The following is a 21502-nucleotide window of genomic DNA, read 5'->3' on the forward strand; positions in this document are numbered from 1 at the left end:
CCCACTTCGCACAAGGACCCCACATGCAAGCCAGTTCGCTCGCTACCGATCCATCCTCGCGCGCTGCGCCTGTCGCAACCCGCCAGACCTGGAGTGCGGTCGGCTCGATGTCGCTCTGCGTTGCGCTGCTGATCGCCTCCGAATTCATGCCGGTCAGCCTGCTCACGCCGATCGCCGCCGATCTGCACGCCAGTGCCGGCATGGCCGGCCAGGCGATCTCGATCTCCGGCCTGTTCGCGGTGGTCGCCAGCCTGCTGATCGCACCGCTGTCGTCGCGCTTCAACCGGCGCCATGTGTTGATTGCCCTGACCGGGGTGATGCTGTTGTCGCTGCTGTTGATCGCCAATGCGCACAGCTTCGGCATGTTGATGGTGGCGCGTGCGCTGCTCGGCATCACCATCGGCGGCTTCTGGGCGTTGTCCACCGCCACGGTGATGCGCATCATGCCCGAGCATGCGGTGCCCAAGGCCTTGGGCACCATATTTATCGGTAACGCGGTCGCTGCTGCATTCGCCGCGCCATTGGGCAGCTATCTGGGCGCCACCATCGGCTGGCGCGGGGTGTTCTGGGGCATGTTGCCGTTGGTTGCGCTGACCATCCTCTGGCAATGGCGCAGCCTGCCGTCGATGCCCGCGCAGGGCGCCACTTCGCTGGGTGGCATCGTCACCTTGTTGAAGCGTCGCTATGTGGCGCGTGCCATGCTCGCGGTAATGCTCGGATTTGCCGGTGCGTTTTCCGCGTTCACCTACTTCCGCCCGTTTCTGGAAACCATTGCGCAGGTCGATGTGTCGCAACTGTCGTTGCTGCTGCTCGGCCTGGGCCTGGCCGGATTCGTCGGTACCTATGCCGCCACCGCGTTGGTGCCGAAGCGCTTGTTCACCCTGCTCAGCGTGCTGCCGGTCGCGCTGGGTGTGGCGACCATCAGCATGCTGCTGGCCGGTCACCTGGTGTGGGCCGTGGCCGTGGCGATGATTGCCTGGGGCACGCTCAACTCGGCGATGCCGGTGGCCTGGTCCACCTGGTTGAGCCGCTGCGTCAAGGACGCACCGGAAAGCGGCGGCGGCCTGATGGTTGCCGCAATCCAGCTCTCCATCATGCTGGGCGGGGCCGCAGGCGGTGTGCTGCTGGATCATGTGTCGATCGGCGCCACCTTTGTCGGTGCCAGCATGTTGCTGCTGGCCGCGTCACTGGTTGCAGGGCGGGGCGATCGTTTACAGCCGTGAGGGATGGTGATGAAAATCCAGATCCTGGCGCAGGGCATCCACACAGTAGTCGACAAACGTGCGTACCTTGGATGAGCTGCGACGGCCTTCCACGTAGACCACGTGCACCGGCTCCGGTGCGATTTCGAACGTGTCGAGGATGCAGGTGAGCTTGCCGCTCTGAAGGTGTTCGCGGATCTGGTACGCCGGTACCTGTGTCAGTCCCCAACCCTGTACTGCGGCGGTGATGGCGGCATTGAACGAGGTCACGCTCAGCCGCGAGGCGACATCGACCAGATGCTCGCGCCCATTGATGCGGAACGGCCACTTGGGTGGGCGCTCGGACGGTGCGGTGGAGATGGTGGCGTGCTGCGGCAGATCGTCCGGCTGTTGCGGAGTGCCGTGTGCTGCCAGGTAGACGGGTGAGGCGCAGACCATGCGACGCACGCTGCCGACCGGGATCGCGGTCAGCGATGAGTCCGGCAGGGCGCCAATGCGCACGGCGACATCGATGCCCTCGTCCAGTAGCGGCAGCACGCGGTCGACCAGGATGGCGCGCGCGGTCATCGACGGATAGTCGCTGAGAAAACGCGTCACCACCGGGGTGACATGCAATGCGCCGAACATCTGCGGCGCCGTCACCGTCAGCAAGCCGCTGGGAAGTGCGTGCAAGCCGGCCGCCCTGTTTTCGACATCCTCCAGATCGGCAAGCAGGCGCCGGCAGTCGATGGCGTATTGCTGCCCGGCCACGGTAAGCCGCATTTTGCGCGTGCTGCGCATGACCAGCAGCACGCCCAGGCGGCTTTCCAGCTGCGCGACGGTGCGGGTGACCGTTGCGGTGGAAATGCCAAGACGCCGCGCAACGCCGGCAAAGTTTGCCTGCCCTGCCAATGCGGCAAACAGCGTCATTTCCTGAATGCGGTCCACATGCGTCTCAGAGATGAATGTGGCAGCAGCCTAACAGCCTGCCGATGCACCTTGCGCGACACACCACGGCCTGGCGATCGCACGCGGTTGCGCTCCTGCGCGCAGCATTGCAGCAACGGCAATGGTGAATTGACCTCCCTGGTGGTTCCCGGCATCTGCCTGCGCACCTAGCATGGCCGCCACTTCGTCGATCTGGAATTTCCATGGAGCATTCCGATGCGCCCATCGCGGACAACATCGCTCGCGCCAGCACAGATATCGGTCGTCGCAACCTGCTGCGGGCGTCGTGCATAGGCACCGCATTCGCACTGGGCGCCGGTGCGCTCGACGCTGCCGACCTTTCCAGCACCACGATTGCACTCAAAGAGGACACCATGCCGAACGATGAAGCATTCCGCGTCAGCTTCCACACGCAACAGGTCGGCGATATCGAGGTGTTCTATCGCCAGGCCGGGCGCAAGGATGCGCCGGTGCTGTTGCTGCTGCACGGCTTCCCCAGTGCCAGCCATATGTTCCGCGATCTGATGCCGCTGCTGGCAAGCCAGTACCGCCTGATCGCGCCTGATCTGCCCGGCTTCGGCAACACCAAGGCGCCACCGCGCGGGCAGTTCGATTACACGTTCGACAATCTGTACAAAGTCGTCGAAGGCTTCACCGAGGCATTGGGACTGGCCAGCTACAGCGTGTACGTGTTCGATTACGGCGCGCCGGTGGGCTTTCGCCTGGCTGCGGCAAACCCGCACAAGGTGAGCGCCATCATCAGCCAGAACGGCAACGCCTATCTGGAGGGTTTCAGCGACCAGTGGGGTCCGTGGCAGGCGTACTGGCGTGAGCCGACTGCAGTCAACCGCGACGCCTGCCGTGACTCGCTGTCGCCGCAGACCATTCGCGACTGGCAGTACGCGACCGGTGCCGACCCAAGCAGGCTGTCGCCCGATGGCTACACCCTGGACATCGCGTACATGGCCCGCCCGGATGCCGAAGAGATCCAGCTGGATCTGATTCTCGACTACCGCAGCAATGTGGCAGCCTATCCCAGCTTCCACGCGTATTTCCGCACCCATCAGCCGCCACTACTGGCGGTGTGGGGCAGGCATGATCCCGCCTTCATCCCGCCGGGTGCGCAGGCCTATCGCAAGGACCTGCCGAACGCCGAAGTGCATCTGCTGGATGCCGGACACTTCGCGCTGGAAACGCATGCGGTCGAGATTGCACAGTACATCCGCGACTTTCTGTCGCGTACGCTCAAGCCAGCGGCGTAACTCGCGCATCTATACGGCCACACTGCGGGCGCGGCGACAGGGTTGCGTGCGAGCGCGGGAGTGGGAGTGCATGAACGTGCTAGGTTGCCGCGGTCATTCCCCCAGAGAAATGCCGAGATGCTGACCGCGTACCGATGGAGCGGACTGCTGGTGCTTGCCAGCCTTTTGCCGGTGTCTGCCATGGCCGGCACGCCCGATGGCGGTTACCGGCAGCCACCGGAACCATTGTTGAGCGTGTTACGCGCGCCGCTCAATCCGTCGCCGCGGTTGGACCCAACCGGCAAGACCTTGTTGCTGGTGCAGCGCACGCAGTACCCGCCGATCGCGCGCGTGGCCGAGCCGTATCTGAAGCTGGCCGGCGTGCGTGTGGAGCCGCGTACGCATAGCCGCCACGACATGTCCAATGGCTATGGCATTCGTTCCTGTCTGCAAGGCTTCAGCCTGGTGGATATTGCAAGCGGCAAGCAGACCGCCGTGCGTTTGCCGGCGGGCGCCTGTCCCGCGTCGCCGGTGTGGTCGCCGGACGGGCGCCGCTTTGCGTTCAACAACACTGCCGCCGACCGCGTCGAGCTATGGGTGGGCGAGGTGGCCACCGGCACCGTGCGCAAGGTCGAGGGTGTGCAACTCAACCCGGTGCTGGGCGGCGAGATCCAGTGGCTGGGCGGCAGCGACACGCTGCTGCTGAAGACGGTGCCGCAAGACCTGGGTGCCGCCCCGCGCAAGGCTGCGGTGCCGCCCGGCCCCGAGGTCAAGGAAACCATTCAGGGCAAGGGCGAAAGCAGCACCTACGAGGCGCGCGACACGCTTTCCAGCCCTGAAGACGAGGCCCTGTTTAGCTACTACGCCACCTCACAGCTGCTCACGGTGGATGCGGCCACCGGCAGTCAGCGCAAGCTCGGTTCGCCTGCGGTCTATAGCGTTGTGGATGGTGCGCCCGATGGTCGCCACGTGCTGGTGGAGCGGTTGAAGCAGCCGTATTCCTACGTCACCACCTATACCCGTTTCGCCCACGACGTGGCGGTGCTGGATCTGGCCAACGGCAGCGAGCGCGTGCTGGCCGATCTGCCGGTTGCCGACCGGGTGCCAGTGCAAGGTGTGCCTGTCGGTCCACGTGCCTATTCCTGGCGTGCCAACCAACCGGCCACGCTGGTCTGGGCCGAGGCGCTGGATGGCGGCGACTGGAAAACCGATGTGCCCGCGCGCGACAAGTTGATGTCGCTGGCGGCACCGTTCACCGCCAAGCCGCGTGACGTCACCCGCGTGCAGCGGCGTTATGCCGGCTTGTCGTGGTTTGCCGCAGGCGGTCGGGCGCTGCTGGACGAGTACGACGAAAACCGCCACTGGCGTCGCACCACCTTGTTGGATGTCGACCGCCCCGGCACTGCCGGACGGGTGTTGTTCGATCTGTCCACCGACGACCTGTACGCCTATTCCGGCGTGCCGCAGCTGCGTATGCTGGCCAACGGCCAGTCCGTGTTGCGCGAAGAACAGGGTGCGGTGTTCCTGAGCGGGCGGGGCAGCTCGCCGGCAGGCGATCGGCCGTTTCTGGATCGCTATACGCTGGCCACCGGCAAGAGCCAGCGGCTGTTCCGCAGCGATGCCAACGTAGACGAGCTGTTTTTCGGTTTTGCCGGCGACGATGCCACGCGCCTGCTGACCTGGCACCAGTCGCTGACCGACCCGCCCAATTTATACCTGCGCACGCTGGGCCAACCGCTGCCGACGGCGGCGACGGGTGAGGCGATCCTTGCCTCCACCGCCACGCCGGTCACGCATTTTCCGGATCCGACCCCGCTGGTGCGGCAGATCAAGAAGCGCCTGGTGACCTACAAGCGCAAGGACGGCGTGGAGCTATCGTTCACCCTGTACACGCCGCCCGGCTACACCGAAGGCACGCGCGTACCGGCGATCCTGAACGCCTATCCGCTGGACTATGCCGATCCCTCCAAGGCCGGTCAGGTCAGTCGCGCCAGCGAGCGCGACTTCACCCGCCTGCGCTCCTACCAACTGCTGTTGCTGGTCGGTTACGCGATCATCGACAATGCTGCCTTCCCGATCGTGGGCGACCCCAAGACCGCTTACGACACCTACCTGCAGCAACTGGTGGATGACGCCACCGCTGCGGTGGACAAGGCGGTGGAACTGGGCGTGGTGGATCGCCAGCGGATCGGTGTCACCGGGCATAGCCATGGCGCGTTGATGACGGCCAACCTGCTCGCACAGACCGATCTGTTCCGCGCCGGCGCTGCCACCAGCGGCAGCTACAACAAGACGCTGACGCCGTTCGGATTCCAGAACGAGCGCCGCTCGTTCTGGGCCGCACCGGAGGTCTACGCACAGGCGTCCGCGTTCTTCCACGCCGACAAGATCAACGAACCGTTGTTGATCGTGCATGGCATGGACGACGCCAACCCCGGTACCGAAACCACACAGGCACCGCGGTTGTTCCAGGCGATCCGCGGCAACGGCGGCACTGCGCGGCTGGTGCTGCTGCCGTTCGAACCGCATTGGTATACCGCGCTCGAATCCAATGAAGACGTGGTGGCCGAGATGCTGGACTGGTTCGACCGCTACGTGGAAAACGCGCCGCCGCGCGATGCGGGCAGCAAGCCAAAGCAGTAAGTGGTGTGCCAATGCAGCGTGTTAGTTCACGCTGGCATTGGCATCAGCTTGGGGTTGGAGTGTTCTTTGCAAGCAGATGATGCTTGGTAAAACGCGCTCCGGCCGCGCTTGGCAGGTGGCTGCAGTGGCCGCCACATTGCGGTGCACGCTTTACGTCAACCTACGCACCATATCGGCATTACTCTGCCCGTTAGAATTGCCCGTCGTGCTATCGGAGGCAATGTTCCAACGACGCAGCTGCGCTAGCGCGTTGACCCGATGTGAGATGTCGAGCACCTCACACCAACGCGGAACTTGTCAGGCTCAATCCGCCGACAGCGATCCCAGGGTGAAGCCGGACACGGCATTGACCTTGCCGCGCCAGAGCACGCCACGGTTGCTGGGCAGGGGCTGGCCGCCGGGCGAGAAGCAACGCGAGTCGATCAGGTGAATGAACTGCGGCGGCCGGCTGCTTTGCGCATCTTCCTCGGTGTCGTAGATGCTCGCGTGGCTGGCAAACGCACGACGGATATCCTCTTTTTCCTCGGCGTCGCCGGGATAGGCGGCAGAGAATTCCTGCGCAAACGCCTCGAAGTACTGCTTGCCGCTGACCAGCTGGCCGGACACGATGATGCCTTCGACAAACAGCGTGATGCCGAACTGCACGTTCGAGCTGTTGACGGTTGCGACCAGCTTTTGCAGATACCAGTCCAGGCTCTGGCCGTCGAACGCCAGCTTGACGTCTTCCAGGCTGGGTTGGTTGTCTTCTTGCTCTGTCATGTGGCTCTCCTTGGTGGAAGGGTTGATGCGTCTGTCGAAATAAGCGCGGCGAAGTAGCTACCCATCGCCATGCATGCCCAAGAAAGCAAGTGGTCCTATCCAATGAATGGAGCGGTTGGGTCCGCTAACGTCGCCTTGGAGAGCATGCCCAGAGTCTATGACATGTTTCCCTTGTTGGCCTGCAACTGGCTGGAGTCTCGGTCCTAAGTGCTAGCCGGTGCTGGAGTGCAAGCGGACGCTCTGACCTGATCGCTTGATTGGTTGCCGGCGATGTCCATCCGTCACCACGCAGGCGCAGCAAGCATCACCACGCCCCAACCATCACCACCCAGCCACCGCACCATCGGATCGCGGATCGCTTGCCCCGCTGATCACGCCATCGGCCTCGCGCACCAGCGCGCCTGCGTGTCCCACCACCGAGCTGTAGGCGGGCAACAGGTCCACCGCATGCCCGGCATCGCGCAGTGCCTGCACCAGTGCCGGATCAAAACGGTCTTCCAGCTTGAGTGATGTGCTCTCTTCGCCCCAGGTGCGGCCAAGCAGCCAGCGTGGTGCGGTGATGGCCTGTTGCAGCGGCACGCCGAAACGCGCGTAGCGGGAGAAGATCGCCGCCTGGGTCTGTGGCTGGCCTTCGCCACCCATGGTGCCGTAGGCCATGACGCGGCCATCGTCGAAGGTGGCCAGCGCCGGGTTGAGGGTGTGGAAGGGTTTGCGGCCCGGGGCGAGTGCGTTCCAGCCGTCGGGGGCAAGGCGGAAACTGCAGCCACGGTTTTGCCAGGTGATGCCGGTGCGCGGCAGCACCAGGCCGGAGCCGAATTCGAAATAGGTGGACTGGATGCAGCTGACCGCGCGGCCGTGCGCGTCGATGGCGCCGAACCAGACGGTGTCGCCGGCCTGCGAGGGCTGCGGCCAGGGCAGCGCGCTGCGCATGTCGATGCGTGCGGCGAGCGCATCGAGTGCGCCACTGTCATCGAGCAGCGCCTGTGCGTCCAGCGTCATCCAGTCGGGATCGCCGAGGTGTGCGTCGCGGATCAGGAAGGCCTGTTTGCTGGCTTCGACCAGGCCGTGGAGGTGCGCATAGCTGTCGGGCTGTGCGACCTGCAGGCGATCGAACAGGGCAAGGATCAGCAGCGAGGCCAGGCCTTGCGTGGGCGGTGCGTGGTTGTAGAGGCGTGCACCGTGGATGGTGACCGAGAGCGGTACGCTGGCGTCGGCGTGGTGGCTAGCAAGATCGTGCGCGCGCAGCGGGCTGCCGAGCGCCTGCAGGTCGGCGGCGATATCGTCGGCCAGTGCGCCGCGATAGAAACTGTCCAGGCCCTGGTCGGCCAGCCGTTGCAGGGTGTGTGCGAGCTGCGTTTGATGCAGCAGTGCGCCTTCGTGCAGCGGCGTGCCGTGGGGTTCGAAGATGTCCGCGTAGGCACCGGGTTGCACGCGCACATCGGCACCCTTGCTGGTGGCGATGTGCGCGCCGCCCAACGTCACCGGAACGCCGGCGCTGGCGTGGTGGATGGCGTCCTGCAACAGGCGCTGCAGCGACAGGCTGCCGCCTGCGTGCTGCAGGGCAAGCGCCCAGCCGGCGACGGTGCCGGCGACGGTATTGGCCGCGCCCGGGCCGCGCCACGGAATGCTGCTGTGGCCGCGATAGAACTCCAGTGTCGCAGCCTGTGCGGCACGGCCGCAGGCGTCGATGGCGTGCACGCGGCCGTCGGGGTCGTGGATCAGCCAGAAGCCGTCGCCCCCGATACCGGTCATGTGGGGGTAGACCACGGCCAGGCAGGCGGCGGTGGCGACGACGGCTTCAATGGCATTGCCGCCGTCGCGCAGCACATCGCGCCCGGCCTGTGCGGCCAGATGGTGAGGGGCCACGACCATGCCGCGGCGTGCGCGCAAGGTGTGCAGCATCAGCGCGTCTCCGCCGGTGGGCTGAAGGCGAGCAGGCCGTCGCGTTCGAGTTGCGCGGCGAGCGCGAACAGGCGGTCTTCGCGGCCGGGTGCGGCAATCAGCTGCACGCCCAACGGCAGGCGACCGGGGCGCGGCAACGGCGCGGCCAGCACCGGGCAGGCGGCCAGGCCGAGCGGCTGGGTGAAGATCCCCAGGTTGGCGCGTGCGGACACCGGCAGGCCGTCGATCTGGATGGTGTCCTGGTCGATGCGTGGTGCCACGCAGGGTGTGGCCGGCGCGATCAACACATCCACCTCGTCCCAGAGGCGCTGCATGGCGGCGCCAAACCACTGCGCGAAGCGGTGCGCATCGGCCACCGCGCTGGCGGGCAGTTGCAGGCCGGCGAGCAGGCGGTCGCGGGTGGCCGGGTCGAACTGCTCGGCCTGCGTGCTCAGGTCGGCGCGATGGCGGTGGCCGCCCTCGGCGGCGGTGAGCACGAAGGCGGCGGCGCGGGCGCGTTCTGCTTCGGGTAATTCGATGAGGGTGCTGCTGTTGCAGGCGGTCAGCAACGTGCCGAGGCCGGCATCCAGCTCGGGATCCAGGTTGCGCTGGAACCAGCCGCCCAGGCGGGCGATGCGCAGGCTGCCGGCATTGCACGACGCCAGCGGCTGACCGAGCATGACTTCATGGACGCGGCGCAGGTCGGCGATGGAGCTGGCGAACGGGCCGACCACGTCCAGCGCATCGACGAAGCCGAACACGCCATCCAGCGGCAACGCGCCGTGCGTGGGGCGCAGGCCGTATACGCCGCACAGCGCGGCCGGGACGCGGATGGAGCCGTTGGTGTCCGAGCCCAGCGCGAACGGCACCAGCCCGGCGGCCACCGCGGCGGCCGAGCCGCCCGACGAGCCACCGGCCAGATGACGGTGATCGTGCGGGTTGGCGGTGGTGCCGTAGTGCGCGTTGACGGTGGCGAAGCCGTAGGCGAATTCGTCCATGTTGGCGGTGCCGACCAGCACCGCGCCGGCGTCGCTCAGCCGTTGCACCACGGCCGCATCGCGGCTGGCGGGCGCGCACTGCGCGCGCATGACCGCGCCAGCGGTGGTGACCTGGCCGGCGACGTCGAACAGATCCTTGACCACGAACGGCACGCCGGCCAACGCACCGCCGTCGCTACCGCCGGCCAGCGCGGCCTGCACGCGCGCGGCATCGGCGGCGGCGCGTGCGGGCAGCAGGCGGGTGATCGCGCGCAGGCTGTCGTTGGCCTGGTTGATGCGCGTGAGCGTCTGGGTGGCAAGGCGTGCGGCCAGGCTGGGCTGGCTGCGGGTGGTGCTGACGATGGAGCCGATCAGCCCGCGCGGCGTGGTGGTGTCCGGCGCTGCGGGGCGCGGCGCGTTGAAGCTGGCGAGCAGCTGCGCGTGGCCACGCAGGACCTCGGTATTGCGATCGATGCCGGCCTGCCACTGCGCTGGGAGTTGCATGGGGTCACCTGATTGGGAGCGGGGATTCGCTCGTTGGGAGTCGGGATTGGGATGCCGCAGCCTCATCCGCGCCTCGGGTAGCTTCTCCCGAGGGGAGAGGGGGGAGCGGCGAGCCGACTGCTGGTGGTTGCGGCGCGGTGAGATGGTCTACCAGCAGCTGTTCGAACGCCTCGATATCCACCGCGTGCACCACCGTCTGTGCCTGCTCGCCCAGACCCGGTTGATAGCCGGGTGCCCACGACAGGATGTCGCCGTAGCCGGCATCGAAGGCGGTGTTGGTGTCGACGTAGAGCGTCTCGGTCCGTGTTGCCAGTTCGGGCCGCAGCCATACCGCGGTGGCCAGCTCGTCCCACATCGGAAAACCCGGTTCGCGGCGGCGCAAGGCATGGCCGATGCGGGTGTCGGCCGCGCTCATGCGCGCCAGCAGGTCGGGCGTGAGTTCGGTCGCGGTCGATGGGTCCACCGGCACCATGGTGATCCTGCGCCAGGGGGCGCGCATGACGATGCTGGCCGCTTCCGGATCCCAGCGGATATTGAATTCGCGGCGTGGCGAGTTGACGAACTCGCGTGCGAACTGCTGCGCGCTGATGCTGTTGCGTTGCTGCCGTGGGTTGAGGCTGCCGCCCATGTAGACCAGCTCGCGCGCCAGCGTGGCGAAGGCCGGATCCAGCGATTGCGCAAGCGCCAGATTGGTCAACGGGCCGGTGGCAATGATGCTCACCTCGCCCGGATACTGGCGCACCATGCGCAGCATGAACAACGCGGCCGGCTCGTCGGACGCGCGCACCACGCTGGGATTGCCCAACGGCAGGTCGGGCACCACGTCGTGGGCGTGATAACGCGGCGCGCTTTGCACGGTGTCGCCATCCACCCAGTGCCTGGTCCAGGCACCTTTCCAGACCAGCTTGCCGTAGAGCGCTTCCCAGCGCTCGGTGGCCAGTTCGCTGTTGAGCAGCGGATGCACCGGGCCGGGCAGCACCGGGATGTCGGGGTGACCGGCCAATTCCAGCAGGCGGCAGCTATGCGCCAGCACTTCGTCGCGCCAGATGTTGCCGCTGACCGCGCTGATGCCCAGCACCTCGACCTCGGGCGACTGCAACAGCAGCAGCTGCGCGGGTGTGAAGCCGTCGATGTCGTCTTCGAGAATGACGCGGCGTCTGGATGTGGTGGCGTGCGGGTCGGTCATTGCGCTTTTGTCGTGGAAGGTTGAATGCATTGCAACGGCGATGGATCGAGGGCGTTTGTGGGAGCGTTCCTGCGCGCGACGGCGGGTTACCGGTAAAGCCTGTTCGCGCTCTGGCGCGCTCCTACCTGCAGCAGCGTGCGCTCGTACTGGGCCAGGTCGGTTTCCAGCTGCCATTGCAGCCGGGCCTTCTCGCTGCCCTGGCGGAATGCGCGACAGGCAGCATCATCGGTTTCGCGCTGCAACGCGGTGGCGCAGGCCTGCGCAGCGTTACCGTCGGCATCCCACAGGCTGGTGCCGGGAAGGAAGCTATAGGTGAGGCCATTGCGGGCGAGCTGCTTGAGGGTGGGGTAATCGATGCCTTGTTCCTGCATCGCGCGTTGATATTCGTGGGTCATGTCCGCGCGGGAGACGCCGGCATCGTCGGTGGACAGCACCACCGGCACACCGGCGCGCAGATACATCGCCAGCGGATGTGCCGCGCCTTTGACGCCAAGGATCACATCGTTGCTGGTGAGGTTGATCTCCACCGCGACCTGCTGGCGGCGCATGCGCTGCAGCAGGCCGTCGGCGTCGTCTTCATAAGGCAGGTCCACGCCATGACCGATGCGGCGCGCACCGGCATCCACCGCCTGGCGGATATGCGAGCGCAGTTGCGCCGGCGGCACCAGGCCCAGGGCCAGCTCGCCGGCGTGCAGGGACAGCGGCACGTCGGGGTAGCGCGCGGCGAAGAAGCGGAACATCGCCATGTGCCGCGCGTAATCGGCCAGCGCCACCGGATTGTCTTCGGGCGCGACGATGTTCAACGCCACCGCGCGGCTGCCGCCGGCGGCGATCAGCGCATGCGCCAGCGCCATCTGCCCGAACACCATCGGCTGCGGCAACACGCGCAGCACGTAAGGCACGTAGCGGTAGGTGACCTGGCAGCCGGGACGTGCATCGGGCTGGTCGCAGTGCAGCACGCGGCGCACCTGGGCATCGGTGTCGGCAAGCGCGCGTTGTGCGTCCTGTACTAGCGGCGGCAAGGCATCCTGCAAGGCGCGCAGGTTGGCTGCGTCGTCGTCGCCCTTCCAGGGCAAGGACTGCATCTGTTTTGCGGCCTGATCCATCTGCGGCGGATTGGCGATGATTTCCACATAGGGCACACGGTCGCGTGCGGCCTGCTCCAGCACCGCGGCCACGGTGTCGGCAACGCGCGTGCGCACCACCGCGTCGAACTTGCCGAAGGTGCCGAAGAACTGACCGTGTCCGGTGGGTTGCGACGGGCTGGGCAGGAACTTGCGCATCGACAAGGCATCCACCACCCGGCCATACAGCGCGGCATTGCGCGTTGCCAGGCCGCGTGCCGGCTCCTGGCCGTTGCCACATGGCGGCGCGCGCAGGCTCAGGTCGTTTAGCTGCACGCAGGCGCCATCCTCGCTGGCCCACTGCAGGTAGTCCTCGGCATACACCGAGCCGGACAGATGGTTATGCAGGTCGCCGCCCTTGGGCATCGCCTGCAGCCAGGCACGCAGCTGCGCAGGCTGATCGACGGCGCTACGCAACAGCTGCGCCACCTGCTGCTCGCGTTGTTGTGCAGGGGTGGCTTGGCTGCGTGCCTGGGCGGCGGTGGGCAACAGCAGGCATAGCGCCACAATCAGACTGCGATGAACGATGGACATGCGATGGAAAGCTCGAAAAGAACGGCAATGGCGCAATCACGCCGGTAGATGCGAAGCATGCCTTGCATGCGTGGTGGACGGCCAGCACTGGAGTGGTTTTTTTGCTGGTGCTGAAAGTCGTGTTGGTGGGCGGACGCCTGGACGAGGTTGCAAGGCGGCTTAGTGCTACATGAGGCAACGCGCCACCATCAATGCCTGCGGATCGACAAGCGCTGCACCTGGTTTTCTTTGTCGCTCGCGATCCTCCCGCAGCTTCCTGCACATCGGCACACCAGGCCTGACGCGGCACATCAGCGCAGCGCAGGCAAGCGCGCTGCAGCGACCAGGCCGTTTCCGGCAGCGGGCACGCGATGTACGGGTGATGTGCTGCGGCTGCGTGCAGGTCATGACGATCGGCGGCACAACGCATCGTCATCTGCGGTGCCTAGCGATCGCATCGGCAGGAGCATCGGCATGGGTGAATAGCCGCACTCGCAGCAGCGCTGCACAGGCATCTGCCGCGCACAGGCCGCCTCAAAGATCCAGCACCAGCCGCGGCGAGCGACTACGCGAGCAGCACAGCGTGATCTGCCGGTTCTGTGCGTGTTCGCTATCGCTGAGCACACTGTCGCGGTGATCGGGGGTGCCCGCCAGGACGCCGGTCAGGCAGGCGCCGCACATGCCCTGCTCGCAGGACAGCGGCACCTCGATGCCGGCGTCCAGCAAGGCACTGGCGATGCTGCAGTCGGCCGGCACCTGCACCACGCGGCCGCTGGCGGCCAGCTCCACTTCGAAGGCGCTGTCGGCATCGTGGGCGATGCCGGGCTCGGTGGCGGCGAAGTGTTCGCGGTGCAGCTGCTCCGTCGTCCAGCCGTGCGCCCTGGCAAGCAGCGTGAAGTGGTCCATGAAGGCGGCCGGCCCGCACAGGTACAACTGGTCGCGCGCACGCGCCTGGCCCAATTCCTCGGGCACATGCACGCGCGGGCTCTCGCCGCCATCGCTCAGATGCACCTGCACCTGGCCATGCGCGAAGCCCCGCTGCAGCCGCTGCCCGAACGCCACGTCGGCGTGCCGGCGGGCGTAGTAGTGCAGCACGAAGGGTTCGCCGCGCGCTTCCAGCGCTTCGGCCATCGACAGCAGCGGGGTGATGCCGATGCCGGCGGCCAGCAGCACGTGGCGCTCGCCCGGATGCAGCGGAAACAGGTTGCGCGGTGTGGAGATGCGCAGGCGGTCGCCGGTGCTCAGCTGTTCGCACAGATGCCGCGAGCCGCCGCGCGAGGCGTCGGCCAGCTTCACGCACAGCAGGTAGTGGTCGCGCAGATGCGGTGCGCTGGCGATCGAGTACTGGCGGATCATGCCGTCGGGCAGATGCAGGTCCACATGTGCGCCGGCCTCGAAGGCCGGCAATTCCGCGCCGACCGGCTCCAGCCGGATCGCGCGTTGGCGATGGCCCTGGTCGAAGACCTCGGCGACGCGGACCTCGTGCAACTGCATGGCGTGCTCCTTGGCGGTCAGCGCAGGAAGAAATCGCTATAGCCCTGGCTGCGCAGGCCACGGCGGTAGGCGATGGAGCTGCGGTCGGCCGGGATATGCACTTCCAGCAGCGGGTCCAGCGGCAGGTATTCGGGGCGCTGCGCCTCGACCATGGCGCGGTCTTCCTCGAACACGCGCAGGTTGAAGGCGTGCACGTCCTCCACCGGCAGATGGGTGTCGAAGTTGCGCGCGATCGGCACCAGCAGGCGCGTCTTGTGCTTGGACACCGGGCTGGCCGCGTTCATGATCACCAGCCGTTTGCCCGGCACCGGGAAGTGGATGGTGAGGGTGGCGGTGAACGGCAGATGCACCTCGAAATGGCGCAGCCACTGGAAATCCGGGTCCACGTCCGGCAGCGGCATGTCCACCGAATAGTTGGCCACCGAGCTCAGGTAGTCGGCATTGAAGCCGGTTGGCGTCTCGGTGGTGGTGTAGGCCGGCACCTCGCGCTTGTCCGGCTGGGCAAAGGTGGCGGTGTGCACGAAGGCGAAATGCGCCACGTCGATGAAGCCCTCCAGCTGGCGCGCGGCACTGCCGCCGATGTCGAAGGCCGGGCAGACGATCTGCTGGAAGCCATCCTCGTCCCAGCCGGGCATCGGCGGAATCTGCACCTCGGCCGCGCTGACGCCGGCCGGTTTGGCCAGGCACACCCAGATCAACCCGTAGCGCTCGGCCACCGCGTAGGTGTGCAGGCGCATCTTGGCCGGGATGTTCTGGCTGGGACTGGCGGGGATGTGGTTGCAGCGCCCGCCCGAGCCGAAGCGCAGCCCGTGGTAGGCGCAGACCACGCCGCCGCCATCGGCGGTGCCCATGCTCAGCGGCACACCGCGGTGCGGGCAGACATCGCGCGCGGCCACCAATTCGTCGCCCAGCCGGTACAGCACCAGCGGCTCGTCCAGCAGGGTGGCCTTGAACGGCGCCTGCCCGACCTCGCTGCTCAGCGCCACCGCGTGCCAGTGCTGGGCCAGGCGCTGCCAGTCGGCGGCCTCGAAGGTGCAGTGCAGTGGCAGGGCGGGGACGGCGACATCCATGGGTCCAGTCTCTGGCGTAGGGCGGGAGCGGTGCCGGATTGACTCTAGGAAGCTGGGGGTGTGTTATCAAACATCGATTTTCAGCCAAGCCATTGCAAAAAATGCAACGCCAACCGAGCCCCGCCGCATGCTGACCTTTTCCCGCTTCACCCGTTACTTCATCGAAGTGGCCCGCTGCGGCAGCATCCGCAAGGCTTCCGACGTGCTGCACGTGTCGGCCTCGGCGATCGACCGGCAGATCCTCAAGGCCGAGGAGGAGCTGGGCGCGCAGCTGTTCGAGCGCCTGCCCGGGCGGCTGCGGCTGACCGCCGCCGGCGAGCTGCTGCTGGTGGACGTACGCGGCTGGGAGAAGGCCTATGCCCGCACCCTGGAGCGCTTCGACGAGCTCAAGGGGCTGCGCCGCGGGCATGTGGAGATCGCCATGATCGACGCGCTCAGCGAGGGCGTGGTGCCGGAGGCGGTGGCGGCGCTGGTGCAGGAGTACCCCGGCATCACCTTCAACCTGTCCACCGCGCGCAACCAGCGGGTGATGGAAATAGTGACCTCGGCCGATGTGGATATCGGCCTGCTGCTGGACCCGGTGAGCAGCGTGGACCTGGAGGTGCGCGCCTTTGCCGACATCCCGTTGGGGATTGCGATGCCGGTCGGCCACCCGCTCAGCACCCGCACCGAGCTGCAGCTGAGCGAAACGCTGGAACACCGCCTGCTGCTGCCGGCCGCCCCGCTGATCGTCGGCGAGCATGCCAAGGTGCTGTACCAACGCCAGCACATCGACGTGAAGCGGCTGACCCACTGCAACGATGTGCGCACGCTGCGCGGGCTGGTGCGCGCCGGTGCCGGCGTGGGCCTGATGTCGTGGCTGGATGCCGCGCCGGATGTGGCCGACGGCCGCCTGGCATTCGTGCCGTTCCGCCGCCACCTGACCAAGCCGATGACGCTGGCGCTGTGCGTGGCCCCGCAGCGGCAGCTGTCGCGCTCGGCGCTGCTGACGATCCAGGCGCTGGCGGCGAAGATCGATGCGATGGTGGTGCCGGTGGTGGGTTGAATCCCTCTCTCTCTCCTGGAAGAAGGGAGCAAAGCCCCTCTCCTGCGGGAGAGCGGTTGGGGTGAGGGGACGGGGCGACGCCACATTGGGTGGTGGGTCATGCGAGGCTCCGCTCGCACCCGCATCCGGTCCTGCGCGCCAGCTTCTCCCGGCGGGAGAAGGGACGCGAAGCGCTAAGCGCACACAATCCCCACTCGTTACACTTGCCCGGCTCTCCCCACACGACACCGCAGCATGCAGTTGATCGATATCGGCGCCAACCTCACCCACGACTCCTTCGACCGCGACCGCGACGCCGTGCTGCAACGCGCACGCGAGGCAGGCGTTGCGCAATTGGTGATCACCGGTGCCAGCCGCGAGCATTCGCCGCTGGCCTTGCAGCTGGCCCAGCAGCATCCCGGATTCCTCTACGCCACTGCCGGCGTGCACCCGCACCACGCAGTGGAGTTCACCGCCGAATGCGAGGCCGAAATGCGCACGCTGCAGGCGCACCCGCAGGTGGTGGCGGTGGGCGAATGCGGGCTGGATTATTTCCGCGATTTCGCCCCGCGTCCGGCCCAGCACAAGGCCTTCGAGCGCCAGCTGCAACTGGCTGCCGACAACGGCAAACCGCTGTTCCTGCATCAGCGTGAGGCGCACGACGATTTCCTGTCGATCATGCGCAGCTTCGATGGCCGCCTCGGCCCGGCGGTGGTGCATTGCTTCACCGGCAGCCGCGAAGAACTGTTCGACTACCTGGACCGCGATTACTACATCGGCATCACCGGCTGGCTGTGCGACGAGCGCCGCGGCCTGCATCTGCGCGAGCTGGTGCGCAACATCCCGGCCAACCGCTTGATGATCGAAACCGACGCGCCGTACCTGCTGCCGCGCACGCTCAAGCCGATGCCCAAGGACCGCCGCAACGAGCCGATGTTCCTGTCGCATATCGTCGAAGAACTCGCGCGCGATCGTGGCGAGGAGGTGGCGCTGACCGCGGCCAACAGCACCGCGGCGGCGCGGGCGTTCTTCCGTCTGCCCGCGCCTGCAGCGGCGGCATGACCTGCGCGGCGTGGGCGATCACGCCGCCAGCAACTCCCAGCCCTGCGCATCGCGCAAGCGCAGCCCCGGTTGCGGTGCATCCACGCTGACCCGCACGCCGCTTGCCCACGGCAGCTGCCGCTGCTGCGGAAACCAGCGCCGCGCCTGATCGACCACGATCAACAAGCCATCATCGTCGCCCAGCGCGGCAAAGCCCTCGAGCGCCGGCGCAAACGGCCGCACGCCGAAGTGGTGGGCGACACTGCTGGTCACCACCGCGACATCGTTGCTGGGTAAGCCGATCTCGCTCACGCACAGCAACTCGTCACCGTGGAACGCGCCGTCGCCGGTGGCCACCTGCACCGCCCGACGCGCGATCAACTCGAGTACCGCGCCATCGGGGCCGGCGAAATACACCGATCGCGACTGCCATACGCCATCCAATTGAAACTGCCGGCGGCCATGTGGATCGGCAAGCAGCTTGCTGCGTGCGCTGATCCACTGCGCAGCGGCGTCGAAGCGCGACGGCGCCACGTTGAACGCCAGATGCACGCTGCCCACCGGCTGCTGCGCCTGCACGCATTCCAGGCTGCTCCAGCCGATGCGGATGCTGTTGCCGTGCTGCGGCAGCTGCAGTACCTCGCGATAGAAGCGCAGGCTGAGGTCGGGGTCCAGGCAGGGCAGCAACAGATGGCGAAGATGCATGACGGGCGCAGGTGATGGAAGGTGCAGGCATTGAACGACCTCAATCGCGGTTGAGGTCAAGCGGTGTGCCTGGATGGTGTGCCCGGATTCCGCAGGGCACCTGCGCGCGTCGGCAACGTGCATGCTATCTGCAGCGAAGGCCCTGGCCGCGATGATGTCGCCACGCAAACAGCATTGCGGGCATGCGTGCTTCCACAGGATCAACGGTTCGGGTGTGGCTGATGGGGTGTGTTGATCAGACCTCGGTTCAAGAGAACCAGCGTCATCGCTGGTGGCAGGCAACGCAGTCCAACATCTTTCCGCCTGTTGGCAGGTAGGAGCGCACTTGTGCGCGAGGGCGTTACCGGGAGAGCCACATCGCGCACAAGTGTGCTCCTACAACAACCGTGGTGCTGTCGGCTCGAGACCAGCCTGGCTCACAGCACTTCCGCCAGCGCCCACAGATGCCGGACCAGCGGCGCGGTGTCCAGGGCGCCGGGCGCGATTGCCAGGGCCAGCCTGGCCAGCGGCATCTGGCCTTCGATATCCAGATAGCGCACGCCGGGCAGCTGCAGCTGCGCGGTGGAGGCGGGCACCACCGACACGCCCAGTTCGGCGGCGACCAGATTGACGATGGACGACATCTGCGGCGCGTCCTGGGTGATGCGCAAGGTCACGCCGGATGCGCGGCAGGCGGCGAGGATCTCGTCGTACAGGCTGGACCCGAAGCTGCGCGGGAACAGGATGAACGGTTCGCCCGCCAGCGCGGCCAGTGGCGCGCTGTTGCGGGCGGCCAGGCGATGCGCAGTGGGCACGGCGATCTTCATCGGTTCGTCGGCAAAGCGCAGCAGTTGCAGGTCGGGCGGCGTGCTCAGGCCGTAGCGCACGAAGGCCGCGTCCAGGCGGCCATCGGCCAGGGCCAGCAGCAGCCCGGCAGTGTTGGTTTCTTCCAGCAGCAGCTCGACCTGCGGCCATTGCCGGCGAAAGTCGCGGATCAGGTGCGGCACCACCGGGTTGAACGCGGCCGAGGCGGTGAAGCCCAGCCGCAGCCGGCCGGATTCGCCGCGCGCCACCCGCCGTGCGGTTTCCGCGGCGCGCTCCACATCGGCGAGCACGCGGCGCACCTCGACCAGGAAGGCCTCGCCAGCCGGGGTCAGCTCGGCGCCGCTGTGGGTGCGCCGGAACAGCGGCGTGCCCAGATCGCGCTCCAGCGCCTGGATCTGCTGGCTCAATGGCGGCTGGCCGATGCCGACCCGCGCTGCGGCCCGGGTGAAGTTGCCCTCCTCGGCGACAGCCAGGAAGTAGCGCAGGTGGCGAAGTTCCATGCTATCTGTTCTGCATATGGCAACTGCCAGCATCATATATTGGACAGGGGGTCGGCGCAGGCGAATACTCGCCGTCCCACGTCTCGATGCTGCGCCCGTGTCCTCTCCTGATCGCCGCACCGGCAGCCTGCCGGACGCCACCGCCGGCCTTGCCGACAACGCCGCCGCCGCCGATGCGCCGGCCAGCGGCCGCATCCGCCTGGCCCTGTTCCTGGCCGGCTTTGCCACCTTCTCGCTGCTGTACAGCGTGCAGCCGGTGCTGCCGGAGTTTGCGCGCGCTTTTGGCGTGGACGCGGCCACCGCCTCGCTGCCGTTGTCGCTGGCCACCGGCGCGCTTGCCCTGGCGATCTTCTGTGCCGGCGCAGTGTCGGAGAACCTGGGCCGGCGCGGGCTGATGTTCGTGTCGATCGCGCTGGCCGCAGTGCTCAACCTGATCGCCGCCTTCCTGCCGCACTGGGGCGCGCTGGTGCTGGTGCGCACCTTGTCCGGTATCGCGCTGGGCGGGGTGCCGGCGGTGGCGATGGTGTATCTGGGCGAGGAACTGCCGGCCAACAAGATGGGCGCGGCCACCGGCCTGTATGTGGCCGGCAATGCCTTCGGCGGCATGAGCGGGCGCATCGTGATGAGCGTGCTGACCGACCACTACGACTGGCGCACCGCACTGGCGGTGTTGAGCGTGTTCGACCTGCTGTGCGCGCTGGCGTTCTTCTGGTTGCTGCCGCCGTCGCGCAACTTCGTGCGCCGGCACGGCATCAACCTGCGCTTCCATCTGCGCGCCTGGGCCGGGCATCTGCGCGACCGCAACCTGCCGTTCCTGTTCGCGCTGCCGTTCCTGTTGATGGGCGTGTTCGTCTGCCTCTACAACTACGCCGGCTTCCGGTTGGGCGGGCCGGAATTCGGCCTGAGCCAGAGCCAGATCGGCATGATCTTCAGCGCCTATGTGTTCGGCATCGTCAGTTCGTCGGTGGCCGGTGCGGCGTCGGATCGCTTCGGGCGCGGCCCGGTGGTCACCACCGGCATCGTGCTGTGCATCCTCGGCGTGGCGCTGACCCTGGCGCATGTGCTGGCGCTGGTGGTGGGCGGCATCGTGTTGCTGACGATCGGCTTCTTCATTGCGCATTCGGCGGCCAGCGCGTGGGTGAGCCGGCTCGGTGGTGCGCACCGCAGTCACGCCGCATCGTTGTATCTGCTGGCTTATTACGCCGGCTCCAGCGTGATCGGCGCGCTTGGCGGCTGGTTCTGGCAACACGGTGGCTGGGGCGCGCTGGTCGGCATGTGCCTGACCTTGCTGGCGCTCGCCTTCGCGGCGGCCTACGTGCTGCGCCAGCGCGCCGACGACACCCGGCCATACGGGCGCTTTGCGCCTCACCCTGCACGCGGCGAGTGACGCGGCTCGACCGCCGCGTCCAACAACGACTGACTGCACGACTGCGCGGTGTCTGTCAGCCGCTCTAGCGCGCCCGCTTGCTGCGTCTGGTCTGCGCTGCAGGCGGCAGCGTGGCCGCGGCATCCGCCGCACCCTGCGCCAGGGTTTCCAGCAAACGCGCACGGCGCCGCTCCAGGTCGGCCAGCTGGCGTTCGATCAGCTGCAGGCGTGCCCGATGCACCTGCGCGGTTTCCGGGCACATCTGCGCGCCTTCCACCAGACGCATGCAATCGGGGAAGCCGAGGATGTCGTCCAGGCTGAAGCCGGTGGCGATCAGCCGCTGGATCTGCCGCACCTGCGCAACGCAGGCGGCGGGAAACACCCGGTAGCCGTTGGCGCTGCGCGAGGAGGTCAGCAGCCCATGCGCGTCGTAGTGGCGAAGCGAGCGCACGCTGGCACCGGTCTGCAGCGCCAGCGCGCCAATGCTCAGTGAGGGTTCGGACGATGTGGCCATGCGCCCAGCATACGTTGCACGCAACGC

Annotated in this window: 17 protein-coding genes; 6 read left to right on the plus strand and 11 right to left on the minus strand. The window is 67.2% G+C overall.

All coding sequences use genetic code 11. The features are described from left to right. The first annotated feature begins 23 nt into the window (after nucleotides 1-23). Nucleotides 24-1223 carry an MFS transporter gene (locus ABQY64_RS01620; RefSeq protein WP_349780180.1) on the plus strand — a complete coding sequence of 400 codons (1200 nt, stop codon included), beginning with the start codon at nucleotides 24-26 and terminating at the stop codon, nucleotides 1221-1223. On the opposite strand, the gene ABQY64_RS01625 is transcribed toward ABQY64_RS01620, so the two are convergent. Next, nucleotides 1212-2111 (minus strand): LysR family transcriptional regulator, encoded by a 900-nt coding sequence (locus ABQY64_RS01625; protein ID WP_349780181.1) that lies wholly within the window; start codon nucleotides 2109-2111, stop codon nucleotides 1212-1214. The genes ABQY64_RS01620 and ABQY64_RS01625 overlap by 12 nt on opposite strands. A 221-nt stretch (nucleotides 2112-2332) precedes the next feature. Between ABQY64_RS01625 and ABQY64_RS01630 the strand changes: the two genes are divergently transcribed. Together ABQY64_RS01630 and ABQY64_RS01635 are read left to right on the plus strand one after the other, a co-directional pair. After that, complete coding sequence (locus tag ABQY64_RS01630) at nucleotides 2333-3391, plus strand: alpha/beta hydrolase (protein ID WP_349780182.1); 1059 nt, start codon at nucleotides 2333-2335, stop codon at nucleotides 3389-3391. 117 nt (nucleotides 3392-3508) lie between these two features. Further along, the gene (locus tag ABQY64_RS01635; protein WP_349780183.1) at nucleotides 3509-6013 is read left to right on the plus strand and encodes a prolyl oligopeptidase family serine peptidase; all 2505 of its coding nucleotides are present in this window, start codon (nucleotides 3509-3511) and stop codon (nucleotides 6011-6013) included. 303 nt (nucleotides 6014-6316) lie between these two features. On the opposite strand, the gene gvpU is transcribed toward ABQY64_RS01635, so the two are convergent. From gvpU to ABQY64_RS01670, 7 genes are all read right to left on the minus strand, one after another. Next, nucleotides 6317-6772, minus strand: a complete 456-nt coding sequence (gene gvpU, locus ABQY64_RS01640; protein WP_039528928.1) for a gas vesicle accessory protein GvpU — start codon at nucleotides 6770-6772, stop codon at nucleotides 6317-6319. Between the two features lie 321 nt (nucleotides 6773-7093). After that, nucleotides 7094-8674 carry a gamma-glutamyltransferase family protein gene (locus ABQY64_RS01645; RefSeq protein ID WP_349780184.1) on the minus strand — a complete coding sequence of 527 codons (1581 nt, stop codon included), beginning with the start codon at nucleotides 8672-8674 and terminating at the stop codon, nucleotides 7094-7096. Next, nucleotides 8674-10134 (minus strand): AtzE family amidohydrolase, encoded by a 1461-nt coding sequence (locus ABQY64_RS01650; protein ID WP_349780185.1) that lies wholly within the window; start codon nucleotides 10132-10134, stop codon nucleotides 8674-8676. The genes ABQY64_RS01645 and ABQY64_RS01650 overlap by 1 nt, the downstream gene beginning before the upstream one ends. A 4-nt stretch (nucleotides 10135-10138) precedes the next feature. Beyond that, on the minus strand, nucleotides 10139-11320 hold the full coding sequence (locus ABQY64_RS01655; protein WP_349780186.1) for a nucleoside hydrolase: 1182 nt from the start codon (nucleotides 11318-11320) through the stop codon (nucleotides 10139-10141). Between the two features lie 86 nt (nucleotides 11321-11406). Continuing rightward, nucleotides 11407-12978, minus strand: a complete 1572-nt coding sequence (locus ABQY64_RS01660; RefSeq protein WP_349780187.1) for an adenosine deaminase — start codon at nucleotides 12976-12978, stop codon at nucleotides 11407-11409. A gap of 513 nt (nucleotides 12979-13491) precedes the next feature. Next, on the minus strand, nucleotides 13492-14451 hold the full coding sequence (locus ABQY64_RS01665) for a PDR/VanB family oxidoreductase (protein WP_349780188.1): 960 nt from the start codon (nucleotides 14449-14451) through the stop codon (nucleotides 13492-13494). Between the two features lie 17 nt (nucleotides 14452-14468). Beyond that, entirely contained in the window at nucleotides 14469-15521 is a 1053-nt protein-coding gene (locus ABQY64_RS01670) for an aromatic ring-hydroxylating dioxygenase subunit alpha (RefSeq protein ID WP_184352959.1), read from the minus strand. A gap of 127 nt (nucleotides 15522-15648) precedes the next feature. Between ABQY64_RS01670 and ABQY64_RS01675 the strand changes: the two genes are divergently transcribed. Continuing rightward, nucleotides 15649-16566, plus strand: coding sequence for a LysR family transcriptional regulator (locus ABQY64_RS01675; protein ID WP_349780189.1), 918 nt, complete (start codon nucleotides 15649-15651; stop codon nucleotides 16564-16566). 234 nt (nucleotides 16567-16800) lie between these two features. Next, entirely contained in the window at nucleotides 16801-17607 is an 807-nt protein-coding gene (locus ABQY64_RS01680; protein WP_046344968.1) for a TatD family hydrolase, read from the plus strand. A gap of 18 nt (nucleotides 17608-17625) precedes the next feature. Here the strand turns inward: ABQY64_RS01680 and ABQY64_RS01685 are convergent, their stop codons facing one another. Both ABQY64_RS01685 and ABQY64_RS01690 read right to left on the minus strand, forming a co-directional pair. Beyond that, the gene (locus ABQY64_RS01685) at nucleotides 17626-18291 is read right to left on the minus strand and encodes a hypothetical protein (protein ID WP_349780190.1); all 666 of its coding nucleotides are present in this window, start codon (nucleotides 18289-18291) and stop codon (nucleotides 17626-17628) included. A gap of 416 nt (nucleotides 18292-18707) precedes the next feature. Beyond that, nucleotides 18708-19595 (minus strand): LysR family transcriptional regulator, encoded by an 888-nt coding sequence (locus ABQY64_RS01690; protein ID WP_126968190.1) that lies wholly within the window; start codon nucleotides 19593-19595, stop codon nucleotides 18708-18710. Between the two features lie 97 nt (nucleotides 19596-19692). Between ABQY64_RS01690 and ABQY64_RS01695 the strand changes: the two genes are divergently transcribed. Further along, nucleotides 19693-20982: an MFS transporter gene (locus ABQY64_RS01695; RefSeq protein ID WP_047126308.1), complete on the plus strand. Its 1290-nt coding sequence runs from the start codon at nucleotides 19693-19695 to the stop codon at nucleotides 20980-20982. A 64-nt stretch (nucleotides 20983-21046) separates the two neighbouring features. Here ABQY64_RS01695 and ABQY64_RS01700 read toward each other — a convergent pair whose 3' ends face one another. Next, on the minus strand, nucleotides 21047-21475 hold the full coding sequence (locus ABQY64_RS01700; RefSeq protein ID WP_349780191.1) for a MerR family transcriptional regulator: 429 nt from the start codon (nucleotides 21473-21475) through the stop codon (nucleotides 21047-21049). Between the last annotated feature and the right edge of the window lie 27 nt (nucleotides 21476-21502).

The organism is Xanthomonas sp. WHRI 7065 (assembly GCF_040203115.2).
GTDB classification, from domain to species: domain Bacteria; phylum Pseudomonadota; class Gammaproteobacteria; order Xanthomonadales; family Xanthomonadaceae; genus Xanthomonas; species Xanthomonas arboricola.